Below are 12,622 nucleotides of genomic sequence, written 5' to 3'. Positions count from 1 at the left end.
CCTTAGATAGACAAAGACTTAACGCGCTTACCACCCCAAACCGCATTCACGATTGAGCGAGTGCCAACTATGGCTGTAAACATCGAAGTCGCGATACCTATCATTAAGGTAACAGCAAAGCCTTTCACCGCACCGGTACCGACAGCAAATAAAATTAACGCGGTCATAAAGGTGGTGATGTTAGCATCGGCAATCGTTGAAAACGCATTACCATAACCTTCATGGATAGCTTGTTGAACGCTGCGACCAGCAAGTAGCTCTTCGCGAATACGCTCAAAAATAAGCACGTTACCATCAACAGCCATACCCACTGTTAGCACCATGCCGGCAATACCCGGTAAGGTTAACACCGCACCTGGGATCATAGACATCACACCAACAACCATGATGAGGTTAGCCATCAATGCAAGATTAGCAATAAAACCAAATGCACGGTAATAAATCATCATGAAGATTAATACGACAACCATACCCCAAACCATCGCTTGAACACCGTTTTGAATGTTTTCAGCACCTAGGCTTGGACCAATGGTTCTTTCTTCAACAATCGTTACTGGCGCAATCAACGCACCCGCACGTAACAGTAACGCTAAGCTTTGTGCTTCAGTGTGTTCTAGACCGGTAATCACAAAGTTACGGCCTAAACGAGCTTGGATAGTTGCAACAGAAATAACTTCTTCAATCCGAGTCATTTTCACTGTGCCATCAGGATTGCGTGTACCGCTATCTTTATATTCGATAAACAATGTTGCCATTGGTTTACCGATATTATCTTTGGTGACGTTAGAGAATATTGAGCCGCCTTTTGAATCAAGATTAATAGCGACCTGAGGACGGCTATATTGATCAAAAGTAGGTTGAGCACCAGTGATATGATCACCCGTTAGCATCACTTCCTTCTTCAATACTGCAATTCCGCCTTCACGACGTTGATATACTTCATCACCAGGAGGGACACGACCACTTGCAGCAGCACTTACGTCAGCTTTGTCATCAACCATACGAAATTCAATCGATGCCGTAGCGCCTAAAATTTCTTTTGCACGAGCAGTGTCTTGTACTCCGGGCAGCTCAACAATAATACGCTCGGCGCCTTGGCGTTGTACTACCGGCTCAGCTACACCCAACTCGTTTACACGGTTACGAATGGTGGTAATGTTTTGTTGTAATGCTTCTTCCTTAATTTGCTTAAGATAAGCATCACTCATAGTAGCAAGAAGCATAAACTCATCACCGCTACTTGCATCGGTGTATGTCATGTCATTGCTGCGAGTTTTTAAATAAGTCTCAGCTTGGTCAACCGTTTCAGCATCTCGAAACTTAATCGCAATTCCGTTTGGCGTTTTACGAATACCAGCATAACGAATTTTTTCTTCACGAAGCTGGCTTCTGAAATCAGCTATTTTAGCTTCTTCCATTTTACGGACTGCTTCGCCCATATCCACTTCCATTAAGAAATGAACTCCACCACGTAAATCTAAACCTAATTTCATCGGCGACCCACCAACAGCTTCAAGCCATTCAGGGGTTGCCGGTGCTAAGTTCAATGCCACGGTATATTTTTGACCAAGCAGTTCAGCGATAGCCTCTTTGGCCACCAGCTGCTGCTCTGGGTTTTGCACGCGAACTAATAATTGACCATTTTCGAGCTCTGCACGCTTTACAGCAATACCCTGAGCCTTTAATAAATCAACCACAGACGTTTGAGTCGATGCCGTAACTTCTGCACCACGAGTTGCGACAATTTGCACCGCATGGTCTTCACCAAACAAATTTGGAATTGCATAAAAACTACCAATGGCGATGACAAGCATCACCATGATATTTTTCCACATTGGGTATTTATTTAACACACAATAGCCCTCTTGGCTTATAACGACTGGATAGAACCTTTAGGCAATACCGCTGCGATATAATCCTTTTTAATCGTGATTTGGTTGTTATCATTAATGGCTAATAATACATAATCACTTTCGTCACCAATTTTGGTCACTTTACCAAGAATGCCACCACTAGTTAACACTTCATCACCTTTTGAAATCGATGCCATTAGGTTTTTGTGCTCTTTAACACGCTTTGACTGTGGACGGAAAATCATGAAGTAAAAAATTAATCCAAACATGACGAGCATGAAGACTAACTGCATGGTTTCGCCACCGGCTGCACCACTGATTGGACTTGCATATGCATTTGAAATAAACATAGTTCTCTCTTCTTATTAGCTAAAATTAAACGATTAACTCAGGTACTTCACGACCAAGACTGGTGTAGAACTCCTTAACAAAGGTGTCTAATGTACCTGTCTCAATTGCGCCACGCAAACCTTCCATCAACATTTGGTAATAACGTAAATTATGAATGGTGTTTAAACGTGCACCTAAAATTTCATTGCAACGATCTAAATGGTACAAATAAGCACGTGAATAGTTTTTACAAGTGTAACAATCACACTTAGCATCTAATGTTGCAGTGTCATCACGATGACGTGCATTGCGAATTTTAATCACACCTTCACTGGTAAATAAATGGCCATTACGGGCATTTCGCGTTGGCATGACACAATCAAACATATCGACACCACGGCGCACCCCTTCAACTAAATCTTCAGGTTTACCTACGCCCATTAAATAACGTGGCTTATCCGCAGGAATTTGCGGGCAAACATGCTCTAAAATGCGGTGCATATCTGCTTTAGGCTCACCCACAGCTAAGCCACCTACGGCATAACCATCAAAACCAATATCTACAAGACCCTTTACACTCTCGTCACGTAAATCTTCAAACACGCCACCTTGAATAATACCAAACAAAGAATTTGGATTTTCTAAGCGGTCAAATTCATCACGTGAACGTTTAGCCCAACGCAGTGACATTTGCATCGACTTACGCGCTTCATCATGTGTTGCTGGATACGGAGTACATTCATCAAAAATCATCACTACGTCAGATCCCAAAGAATCCTGAATTTGCATTGATTTTTCTGGATCTAAGAAAATCTTTTCACCATTTATTGGTGAACGGAAATGAACACCTTCTTCAGTGATTTTACGAATATCACCCAAACTGAACACTTGGAATCCACCCGAGTCAGTTAAAATGGGACGCTGCCAGTTCATAAAGTCATGAAGGTCACCATGCTTACGCATGATTTCTTCGCCTGGACGTAACCACAAATGGAAGGTGTTACCCAATAAAATGTCGGCGCCAGTGGCTCGCACTTCTTCAGGTGTCATGCCTTTTACCGTACCGTATGTTCCCACTGGCATAAATGCTGGCGTTTCAACAGTGCCACGATCAAAAATAAGTCGTCCGCGACGTGCACGACCGTCCGTTGTGTCTAATTCAAATTTCATAAATCACCTTGCCAGATAAACAGTCTGACTTGTTTAGTTTCTATAGTTATGAGGGTAAATTTTAATGCTTCAAGGTTACTGACACATTAAATCAAAAAAACACCCACTATTGTGGGCGAGTATATTAAATCAAATTGATTGCTTAGGGGGCTTTTTTCGTCACAAACATGGCATCACCATAGCTAAAAAAGCGATATTTTTGTGTTATGGCGTGTTGATAGGCATTCATTACCTCATCAAAACCGGCAAAAGCACTTAATAACATGATTAATGTTGACTCGGGCAAATGAAAATTGGTCACCATCGCATCAACTATTTTAAATTGATAACCTGGGTAAATAAAAATATCGGTATCGCCACTGAACGCTTTTAATGGACCATCTCCACTCGCTCGAGCTGCACTTTCAAGTGAACGAACTGACGTGGTACCAACGGCAACGACACGATGACCATTGGCTTTAGTTTGTGCTATAAGGTCAACGACATCTTGCGGAACGTTAGCCCACTCTGAATGCATCTTGTGCTCAAGAATATTATCGACTCGTACTGGTTGGAACGTACCAGCTCCCACATGCAAGGTCACAAACGCAATATTGACACCCTTGGCTTTTAACTCTGCCAGCATGGCATCATCGAAATGTAAGCCTGCGGTAGGAGCAGCAACGGCGCCTGGTGTTTGGTTATATACCGTTTGATAACGCTCTTTATCAGCATCTTCATCCGGACGGTCAATATAAGGAGGCAGTGGCATATGGCCGACGTCTTCAAGTACTTCTAATATGGTTTTATCAGACAGTAACTCAAGCTCAAATAATGCATCATGACGCGCTAGCATTTTCATTTGATAGCCGCCATCTAAATCAATAAGCGTATCAACTTTAGGGGATTTTGAACTGCGAACATGGGCTAAGATACGCTTATCGTCAAGCATGCGCTCAACGAGAATTTCAAGCTTGCCACCAGTGGACTTTTGGCCGAACAAACGCGCAGGAATAACTCGAGTGTTATTGAACACCATCAAGTCACCAGGATTGATCATATTGAGTAAATCAGTAAAGTGCTTGTCAGCGAGTTCACCGTTTTGACCACTTAATGTGAGTAAACGCGAAGCATTACGTTGTGCTGTCGGATAGCGAGCAATCAGCTCATCTGGTAGGTCGAATGAAAAATCTGCTACACGCATAGTATAATCTCAACAATAAAAACGGCCGCTAGTCTATGGCTACTGCGGGTTAAGATCAAGTTTGGTGATTACTTTGTCGGCTTTTGTTCTATCGACTCGATGTTGATACCGTCCAATTCAATAGTATTTGGCTTCACTGAATCAAAGCTGTGATGTGATTTATATGAATGCTCTTCATAACGCATGTCGATATGTACTTTATTTCGTTTGGGTGTAGCAGGCCTACCCAATAATTTTTTAATCCACTCTTTCATCTTCCTTGATCCTTAAAATTAATCCTATACCCTTTAACAGTACTTACATCTATCGCAACAATATAATGTTAATACTCAATGACATTCGCACGTAAATCGTTATGATTACGTAAATACGAGTACTTCCCTGTAACGTCTTGTTACAAACGGTTAGTATCATACTGTAAAATAATAAAATTAGAAGTACAATTTATGAACTTTTTAGCTCACTTACATTTAGCCGACATCAGCGATACCCACTTAATAGCTAATTTGTCGGGTGATTTCGCCAAAGGTAACATAGGACAACACCCAAAACATTTACAACAAGGCATATGGCTTCATCGTCAAATAGATCAGGTTACTGACAGCCATGAAATTATTGTCGATCTCCTGAAACTGTTTCCTAAAACATCACGCCGTGTGGCACCGATATTAATTGATTTGGTATTCGATCATTACTTAGCGTTTTATTGGGAAGAGTATCATCACCAACCATTAGATGAGTTTTGCCAAAAAGCGTATCAACAACTGAATGCGACAGCGGAATTGCCTCCAACATTACAAGCCATTGCACCGCAAATTATCCAACAAGATTGGTTAAATAGTTACCAAACAAGACAAGGCTTAAATCAAGCGATTAAAGGTGTGAGCAAGCGTTTATCTAAACCAGAACTGTTTGATCATGCCATTAAGGATATTGATAAGATTTATATTGATATTGAAATTGCATTTAGGACTTTCTATCCGCAATTGATGGCCTATAGCAAAATTTATAGCCGTAAAACTCCAATAGAATATTTACCTTAATTGAAGGCAACAAGAGGAGTGAGATAAGTATGGCGCCATGGTTTATTAACCTACAGTTCAAACTAAAATCCAGACGCTTTTGGTTAACCAGCTTACGCGATATCATACTTATTGGCGTTATATTATTTGCCATTGCGAGTTATTTACAGCGAGATATGAAAACAGGTGTTGCCACTCCAATTAACGCACATTCGATTACTCAGAAGCCAATTTCATTATTTACCTCAACAGCAACTGGCGCTCAACAACATGCAAAATGGCAAACAAATTCTCATAAACCCACCTTAGTTTATTTTTGGGGTACTTGGTGTCCGGTATGCAGCGTCACCTCGCCAATGGTGGACTCGGTTAACCTAAAGCAAGATTATCAAGTAGTTTCCATTGCGGTAGCCTCTGGTACCGATGCAGGCATTAATACTTTTATGCAACAACATCATTATCACTTTGATGTAATCAACCAACAAAAACAGCCTCAAACAATATCATTGAGCCAACAATGGGGCGCAATGGCCTTACCTGCTATTTATATTGTTGATACTGAAAATAATATTCGATTTGTGACCTCTGGGATAACCAGTAGTTGGGGAATGTCACTTCGATTATGGTTAGCAAGGTGGTAAAGCAAATTTCATAAAATACCTTATGCACTGGGTAATTGTTTTTTTTCGTTATCTGCAAAATTTTGTTAGTATTCGCAATGTTAATTTTTGCATCATGAATAACTGATTCCGTCCTATAAGAGAGAACGCCCTATAATGCACATCTTTACTTATCAGCCGCCGTCCATTCCATGGTTGGACATACGCTATAAAGACCGTGACATTATCGTCATCAATAAACCTTCAGGTTTGTTATCAAATCCTGGGCGATCACCTGATACACACGATACGGCAATAACCCGTTTACAACGATGCTATCCAGAAGCTATTCTCATCCATCGCTTAGATTGTGACACTTCAGGCATCTTAATTTTTGCTCGAACCAAAAAAGCAGAATCGCATTTAAAAATACAATTTCAAAACCGCCAAGCTAAAAAAATATATATTGCTGAAGTCATGGGCCATGTCAGCGAGCAACAAGGCAAAGTAAACTTTGCCATTGGGCCAAATCCTGATTCGCCACCATTCCAAATACTCACAGACTCAGGCAAAGCAGCGCTAACCTACTTTCAAGTGCTTGAGCATAGAGTTCAGTCGACCTTGATGGAACTTAAACCGCACACAGGTCGCACCCATCAACTTAGAGTGCATATGCTTGCGCTGGGACACGCTATTTTAGGTGATGAATTCTATGGCGATACCGAAACAATAAATGCCAGTAAACGCTTAAACCTACATGCGCAATCACTCACAATTACCCACCCTTACAGCCAAGTCGAAATGACCTTTTTTAGTCAGCATCCGTTTTAATACCACGGCAATTTATACCCAATTAGACAAAAAAATACCGACACAATTGCGTCGGTATTTTTTAATGAATATACATAACCTCAACTCGGGTTAATACATAGGATAAGTAAGCTAAAATAACAACATTTGGCCTCTTTCATTTCAAACTTGTCACTTGTTTTGTTAATAAGACGTATTGACGCCTCAATAGCTAGCCTATTGCAAGTCGATACAACAAAGGTAGCAAGACAAAGGACTGTTTGATAACTGTTTATTATCCCGAGCTGAGGTCACATACAATATTAACTGACTTGAGCGGCTTGCTTTGCCTCTTTAACTTCAGCCGCTTCACATGCTGCAGCAGTAAAGATCACATCAGTTGAGCTGTTAAGCGCCGTTTCAGCTGAATCTTGAATCACACCAATAATAAAGCCAACAGCGACAACTTGCATGGCAATATCATTAGAAATACCAAACAAACTACATGCTAATGGAATTAATAGTAGCGATCCACCAGCAACACCAGAGGCACCACAAGCAGAAACAGATGCGATGACACTCAATAATAATGCCGTCAAAAAGTCTATTTGAATACCCAAAGTATGGGCTGCGGCTAAGGTCAATACCGTAATGGTAATTGCTGCGCCGCCCATATTAATCGTGGCGCCTAATGGAATTGAGACAGAATAAGTGTCTTTATGCAGTTTTAGTTCTTCACACAAAGCCATGTTGACCGGAATATTAGCAGCACTTGAACGAGTAAAAAATGCTGTCACTCCACTCTCACGTAGACACTTAAATACTAATGGATAAGGGTTACGTTTAATTTTGACATAAACAATAATAGGGTTAACAACCAACGCAATAAATAGCATGGAGCCAACAAGTACCATTAATAGTTGGCCGTAACCGGCTATTGCTTCAAAGCCAGTTTCAGCAAATGTCGCAGCCACTAGACCGAAAATACCAATTGGCGCAAGACGGATGACAAAACGGACAATGTTAGATACCGCATCACTGACATCAGAAAGCATCCGTTTAGAACTGTCACTGGCATGATGCATGGTTATACCTAATCCTGCACCCCAAACTAAAATACCAATATAATTGCCGGTTAATAATGCGTTAACAGGATTATCGACAATTTTAAATAATAAGGTATTAATGACTTCGCTAATCCCTTGAGGAGGATTTGAGCCTTCAATACCAGTGGTTAACAATAAAGTAGTTGGAAATGCAAAACTGAATAATACAGCAGTTAATGCTGCCGCAAAGGTTCCCAATAGATATAGAGCAATAATTGGGCGCATATTGGTTTGACTATTTTTCTTTTGATTGGCAATCGATGATGCTACCAAAACAAAAACCAGGATCGGTGCTATAGCTTTTAGCGCTCCTACAAAAAGAGAGCCTAAAAAGGCCACATTATTAGCCCCAGTTGTGGAAATACTTGCCAGGACCACGCCCAAAATAATTCCGCTGATAATCTGTAGCACAAGGCTACCGCTAGCGATACGAGCTAACAGTGATGTTTTTTGATTCATTGCTTAACCTATGATTATTATATTTATGGCGTTTTGTCTGTTGGTGGACACTTATCGTTAATCAAATTGTTTAACCACATTAGCTGGCTATTGCTTAGCGATGGCTTTGCGAAACGTAAAGCCTTCTTTTGTGAACAGCCAAAATACCGAACATGACAAAAGTCTTGTAGCTATATATCAGGATGCCATGTGATAAGTCTAGTGTTAACCCAAAATGAATAAAAAAATCACTTGTCGGTCATTAAGTAAGCATTACCAATAGCGGGACCAACAAATAAAAAAGATTACCTTTCCGCTCCTCATTAAACCGTCTCTATCGCCTCAGCACCTCTTAACATTGCCTCAATTAACTCTTTAGCATCAAATTTGGTGAGCGCTTCATTAGCACCGACTTGTTTCGCTTGGCTAACACTAATTTCACTGGATAACGAAGTATGTAAAATAATATATGCATGCTCAATAGCAGGGTTATTCTTAACTTCAAAAGCCAATTCATATCCATCAAGCCCTGGCATTTCAATATCACTCACCAGTAAGTCAATTGGCATTCGGTCTTCTGCGGCTTGTTGCATAATGGAAAGAGCGTCACGACCATCGGCCGTCACTTGATAGGGGATATTAATTGAGTCTAGTGCGTCAGATAATTGCTTACGGGCTACTTTAGAGTCATCAACCAACAAAATATGCAATGGCTTTAATTTTTCACGTTGAACATCTGTCAATATTGCACGATGAGAAATAGGATCGTCAGGAAAGATCTTTGATAATAATAACTCAACATCCAGTAATTGAACTAATTGATCATCAAAACGGGTTACTCCTGTTAAAAAGGCGTTTTGACCTAAGTTACCAGACGGAGCTTCAATGTTTCGCCAGTTACACTCAATGATTTTATCGATGGCTCGAACCAGAAAGCCAATAACCATTCGCTGGCAATCCGTAATAATGATATAGCAATCTTTACGCTCGGAGTCGGTAATAGGTTTATAACCAACCGCTGCAGCCATATCTATCACAGGAAGAGTATGACCCCTCATAGTTGCAGCTCCCAGAATGGCGGGGTGAGAATGTGGAATTTTAGTTAGAGGTGTATAAGGCACGAGTTCACGAATTTTCAAAGTACCTAAAGCAAACAGTTGTGTTTGGTTCAACTTAAAAAGCAATAAACCCTGTGATTGATTCGCTTTGCTCATTTTCGGACTCATCATTACCCCTTTAATGGAAGACTAAAATCGATTTAACTATAGCATTTATCGTCAATTTTTAGATTAACTTTAATCATCAATTTTATCTAAAAACGTCATTACAAATCACAAAATTAGCAATTCATCCGATAATAGTTAACTTTTATATCGTTTCTATTACGATTTTAATTAACTAGATAATACTTGAGTAATAATAGATGCTTGAATAACAAGTATTGGTGATAACAATAATGAGCAAATAATATTAATAAATTTTTTATTAGGATCTTCGACACAATTAACAGTGAAAATTATAAATCGCCTCCCTCCTCTTACTGCAATACAAATATATCAGCCGTGACTGACTAAGCTGTCAATTAGGTAATTGCATCACACTTGGGGTTTGGAGGATTTAATTAATCGATACGTTATTAAAATAACAAAGGGAAACAATAATGATTAAATCAGTTGCTGATCTAATCGATTGTTTCCCTATAATACGTTGATTAATATTTACTTAAATCAATTCGAACTTGATTGTAGCTCGTAAAGTACGTCATAAACAAACTGATCCCAACCTTCAGCCTCAAAGGCTAAACCACTGGCATTACGAACTTGGCTAACGGCATGCAAAGGTGCTGCACCGTTTTCCATCATATAATAAGCCATTACCATTTCGGTGCGATTAATCCCAGAGCGACAATGGAGTAACACTGGTAACTGATCGGCTTCACATTCACGAATAAATGTTAAAACCTGAGGAAGTATTTCAGCACAAATGGCTAGGTCATGCGGTTTAGGTGGAATATTATCAGGTAAATTAAACACTTTATGACGAAGACCTAATTCAGCCATAGCGTCGGTATCACAACCTTCAGCATTATTTAATGATGCGATTGCACCGAAACCAGCCTGCTTAAACTCAGCTAAATCCCACGCATCTTTGTTTGGACCACTACGGCCTGCAATTTGTCCATCAACTAACCAAAAAATATGTTTCATATTACCTACTACTAATCTGGTTTTTTAGCCCAAATATCAACATTAACTGAGGACAACTTCTTACGTTTTTTCTTGCCGCTACCTTCTGGCTTCGCCATTGGCTTAGGTTGTTCCAGTACGCTTTCAGGCACTACATCATCAGCCTCAAATCCGTTAACTTGTTCACGTTCAAGGCGAATTTGATTCTTTTTCTCAATAACAGAGAAGTGATGATACTCATCATGCGACAACAAGGTCAACGCTAAACCGACCTCTCCCGCACGTCCGCTGCGACCAATTCGATGCATATAATCTGCTGGACTGCGCGGTAAGTCAAAATTTATTACTACAGGTAATTTTTCAATATCAAGGCCACGAGCAGCAATGTCTGTTGCAATAAGCACTTGAATATCACCAGCCTTAAAACCTTCCAATACACGACTTCTCGCGCCTTGGGCTTTATCACCGTGAAACACCTCTGCAGTGATACCACGTTTAGCCAGTTTTTGAGCTAAATGATTGCAACTATTTTTAGCGCCAACAAAAATCAACACTTGGCGCCATTGATGCTGTTGTAGTAAATGTGCAAGTAAAGCGGTCTTTTTTTCACGATTAACCGTCATTACCCGTTGTACTAACGTACTCGCCTCAGCGCTTTGTAATTGTATCTCAAGCGGGTTAACGAGCAGCGCTTGCGTTAGTTGGCGAACTTCATCTGGGAAAGTCGCTGAAAACAATAACGTTTGTTTTTGTTTAGGAAGTAAATTGAGTACTTGATTCAATTCCACAGTAAAACCAAGGCTTAACATTCTGTCAGCCTCATCAAGTACTAACGTGGTCACTTGGGACAGCTTTAATGCATTTGACGATACTAAATCGAGTAAACGACCAGGCGTCGCGACCACCACATCCGCACCACCACGCAATGCTAGCATTTGAGTATTAACAGATACACCGCCAAATGCAGCAACCACTTTAATGTCGCCATTTAAATGAACCGCATAGGATTTAAAGCTGTCGGCAACTTGCTTAGCAAGTTCTCGCGTTGGTACCAAGACTAACGCACTAACAAAATTACCTTTGGCAGATGTTGTTGCCCGACGACTCACCAATTGATGTAATATCGGCAATGCAAAAGCCGCTGTTTTACCTGAGCCAGTATTGGCACCCGCCAGTAAATCTTTACCAGTTAGTGTGCTAGGAATGGTTTCAGCTTGGATTGGTGTAGGCTGAAGGTATTTAAGCTCGGTTAATCTGGCCAACAATGGAGTATGCAGGCCAAATTCAGCGAAAGTCGTAGCTAAAGAAGCTTGGGTCATGTATCAAATGCGCTCAAAAAAATGGATATCAATCGCACATTTTAACGTACTTTGGCACGGCAGTCAGATAAATTAGTTAATTTCTTCAATCCCTTCTAAGTCCAGTAGCCACTGCTTCATATCGAGCCCATAAGCATAACCAGTTAACTTACCGCCTTTGCCTATCACCCGATGACAAGGAACGATAATAGCAATTGGGTTTGCACCATTTGCAGCCCCAACAGCTCTGACGGCTTTAGGTCGTCCAATAGTATTAGCGATATCACTGTAACTGCAGCGCTGACCGAATGTTAATTGACTCAGAGCAAGCCAAACCTCATGTTGAAAAACAGTCCCCTTAGGCGCTAGAGGAACACTAAAATGTTGCCTTTGATTAGCGAAGTACTCTGTTAATTGAATGACCGTTGAATCAATATGTTGTTGGGCTTGTATCAATAAATCTTGAGTCGTCTCAGTATTACTTTGTTGGAGTCTAAACTGAGTTTGAATCTCTACAAGCGAGCTCGTTTGGGCAAGGTCTTCAACCTGCAGATGGGTTAATCCATGCTCAGATGCTTTAAGAGAGAGTAAACCAACAGGACTTGTGACTAAAGCATGGCACTTGGGCGAAGTAAAATGGGTCATAAT

The 12,622-nt window shown here is 40.6% G+C and carries 13 protein-coding genes; 3 read left to right on the top strand and 10 right to left on the bottom strand.

Annotated features, from left to right (window positions below; all coding sequences use genetic code 11):
- Positions 1 to 2: 2 nt before the first annotated feature.
- The 5 genes from secD to ABIS04_RS06000 form a co-directional block, all read right to left on the bottom strand.
- Entirely contained in the window at positions 3 to 1,853 is a 1,851-nt protein-coding gene (gene secD / locus ABIS04_RS06020) for a protein translocase subunit SecD (protein WP_137221792.1), read from the bottom strand.
- Positions 1,854 to 1,870: 17 nt separating this feature from the next.
- A complete protein-coding gene (gene yajC / locus ABIS04_RS06015) occupies positions 1,871 to 2,203 on the bottom strand; it encodes a preprotein translocase subunit YajC (RefSeq protein WP_137221794.1) in 333 nt (110 codons plus the stop codon).
- A 25-nt stretch (positions 2,204 to 2,228) separates the two neighbouring features.
- The gene (gene tgt, locus ABIS04_RS06010) at positions 2,229 to 3,353 is read right to left on the bottom strand and encodes a tRNA guanosine(34) transglycosylase Tgt (RefSeq protein WP_137221796.1); all 1,125 of its coding nucleotides are present in this window, start codon (positions 3,351 to 3,353) and stop codon (positions 2,229 to 2,231) included.
- Between the two features lie 142 nt (positions 3,354 to 3,495).
- Positions 3,496 to 4,536 (bottom strand): tRNA preQ1(34) S-adenosylmethionine ribosyltransferase-isomerase QueA, encoded by a 1,041-nt coding sequence (queA, locus tag ABIS04_RS06005; RefSeq protein ID WP_350432895.1) that lies wholly within the window; start codon positions 4,534 to 4,536, stop codon positions 3,496 to 3,498.
- A gap of 68 nt (positions 4,537 to 4,604) precedes the next feature.
- On the bottom strand, positions 4,605 to 4,790 hold the full coding sequence (locus ABIS04_RS06000; protein ID WP_140233749.1) for a hypothetical protein: 186 nt from the start codon (positions 4,788 to 4,790) through the stop codon (positions 4,605 to 4,607).
- Between the two features lie 192 nt (positions 4,791 to 4,982).
- Between ABIS04_RS06000 and ABIS04_RS05995 the strand changes: the two genes are divergently transcribed.
- The 3 genes from ABIS04_RS05995 to ABIS04_RS05985 all read left to right on the top strand — a co-directional run bounded on the left by ABIS04_RS05995 (position 4,983) and on the right by ABIS04_RS05985 (position 6,988).
- The gene (locus ABIS04_RS05995) at positions 4,983 to 5,579 is read left to right on the top strand and encodes an ACP phosphodiesterase (protein WP_140233748.1); all 597 of its coding nucleotides are present in this window, start codon (positions 4,983 to 4,985) and stop codon (positions 5,577 to 5,579) included.
- A gap of 29 nt (positions 5,580 to 5,608) precedes the next feature.
- On the top strand, positions 5,609 to 6,199 hold the full coding sequence (locus ABIS04_RS05990; RefSeq protein ID WP_350432894.1) for a protein disulfide oxidoreductase: 591 nt from the start codon (positions 5,609 to 5,611) through the stop codon (positions 6,197 to 6,199).
- 135 nt (positions 6,200 to 6,334) lie between these two features.
- Positions 6,335 to 6,988, top strand: coding sequence for a pseudouridine synthase (locus ABIS04_RS05985; protein ID WP_140233746.1), 654 nt, complete (start codon positions 6,335 to 6,337; stop codon positions 6,986 to 6,988).
- Positions 6,989 to 7,269: 281 nt separating this feature from the next.
- Here ABIS04_RS05985 and sstT read toward each other — a convergent pair whose 3' ends face one another.
- From sstT to ABIS04_RS05960, 5 genes are all read right to left on the bottom strand, one after another.
- Positions 7,270 to 8,511, bottom strand: a complete 1,242-nt coding sequence (gene sstT / locus ABIS04_RS05980) for a serine/threonine transporter SstT (protein WP_350432893.1) — start codon at positions 8,509 to 8,511, stop codon at positions 7,270 to 7,272.
- Between the two features lie 302 nt (positions 8,512 to 8,813).
- Complete coding sequence (locus tag ABIS04_RS05975; RefSeq protein WP_140233744.1) at positions 8,814 to 9,704, bottom strand: chemotaxis protein; 891 nt, start codon at positions 9,702 to 9,704, stop codon at positions 8,814 to 8,816.
- A 513-nt stretch (positions 9,705 to 10,217) separates the two neighbouring features.
- Positions 10,218 to 10,697, bottom strand: a complete 480-nt coding sequence (locus ABIS04_RS05970) for a dual specificity protein phosphatase family protein (protein ID WP_350432892.1) — start codon at positions 10,695 to 10,697, stop codon at positions 10,218 to 10,220.
- A gap of 11 nt (positions 10,698 to 10,708) precedes the next feature.
- On the bottom strand, positions 10,709 to 11,995 hold the full coding sequence (locus ABIS04_RS05965) for a DEAD/DEAH box helicase (RefSeq protein ID WP_350432891.1): 1,287 nt from the start codon (positions 11,993 to 11,995) through the stop codon (positions 10,709 to 10,711).
- 72 nt (positions 11,996 to 12,067) lie between these two features.
- Positions 12,068 to 12,619: a methylated-DNA--[protein]-cysteine S-methyltransferase gene (locus ABIS04_RS05960; protein ID WP_350432890.1), complete on the bottom strand. Its 552-nt coding sequence runs from the start codon at positions 12,617 to 12,619 to the stop codon at positions 12,068 to 12,070.
- Between the last annotated feature and the right edge of the window lie 3 nt (positions 12,620 to 12,622).

Origin of the sequence: Shewanella sp. H8 (assembly GCF_040285065.1) — a bacterium.
Lineage (GTDB): Bacteria > Pseudomonadota > Gammaproteobacteria > Enterobacterales > Shewanellaceae > Shewanella > Shewanella polaris.
Note: the sequence above shows the minus strand (reverse complement) of the source record. Positions and strands in the feature narration are given on the sequence as shown.

What these genes read in the sequence shown, in the direction of transcription:
- ABIS04_RS05995 (WP_140233748.1), top strand. Translation starts at nt 4,983, where the DNA reads ATGAACTTTTTAGCTCACTTACATTTAGCCGACATCAGCGATACCCAC.
- ABIS04_RS06000 (WP_140233749.1), bottom strand. Translation starts at nt 4,790, where the DNA reads ATGAAAGAGTGGATTAAAAAATTATTGGGTAGGCCTGCTACACCCAAA.
- ABIS04_RS05985 (WP_140233746.1), top strand. Translation starts at nt 6,335, where the DNA reads ATGCACATCTTTACTTATCAGCCGCCGTCCATTCCATGGTTGGACATA.
- queA (WP_350432895.1), bottom strand. Translation starts at nt 4,536, where the DNA reads ATGCGTGTAGCAGATTTTTCATTCGACCTACCAGATGAGCTGATTGCT.
- ABIS04_RS05970 (WP_350432892.1), bottom strand. Translation starts at nt 10,697, where the DNA reads ATGAAACATATTTTTTGGTTAGTTGATGGACAAATTGCAGGCCGTAGT.
- sstT (WP_350432893.1), bottom strand. Translation starts at nt 8,511, where the DNA reads ATGAATCAAAAAACATCACTGTTAGCTCGTATCGCTAGCGGTAGCCTT.
- ABIS04_RS05990 (WP_350432894.1), top strand. Translation starts at nt 5,609, where the DNA reads ATGGCGCCATGGTTTATTAACCTACAGTTCAAACTAAAATCCAGACGC.
- ABIS04_RS05960 (WP_350432890.1), bottom strand. Translation starts at nt 12,619, where the DNA reads ATGACCCATTTTACTTCGCCCAAGTGCCATGCTTTAGTCACAAGTCCT.
- ABIS04_RS05965 (WP_350432891.1), bottom strand. Translation starts at nt 11,995, where the DNA reads ATGACCCAAGCTTCTTTAGCTACGACTTTCGCTGAATTTGGCCTGCAT.
- ABIS04_RS05975 (WP_140233744.1), bottom strand. Translation starts at nt 9,704, where the DNA reads ATGAGCAAAGCGAATCAATCACAGGGTTTATTGCTTTTTAAGTTGAAC.
- tgt (WP_137221796.1), bottom strand. Translation starts at nt 3,353, where the DNA reads ATGAAATTTGAATTAGACACAACGGACGGTCGTGCACGTCGCGGACGA.
- yajC (WP_137221794.1), bottom strand. Translation starts at nt 2,203, where the DNA reads ATGTTTATTTCAAATGCATATGCAAGTCCAATCAGTGGTGCAGCCGGT.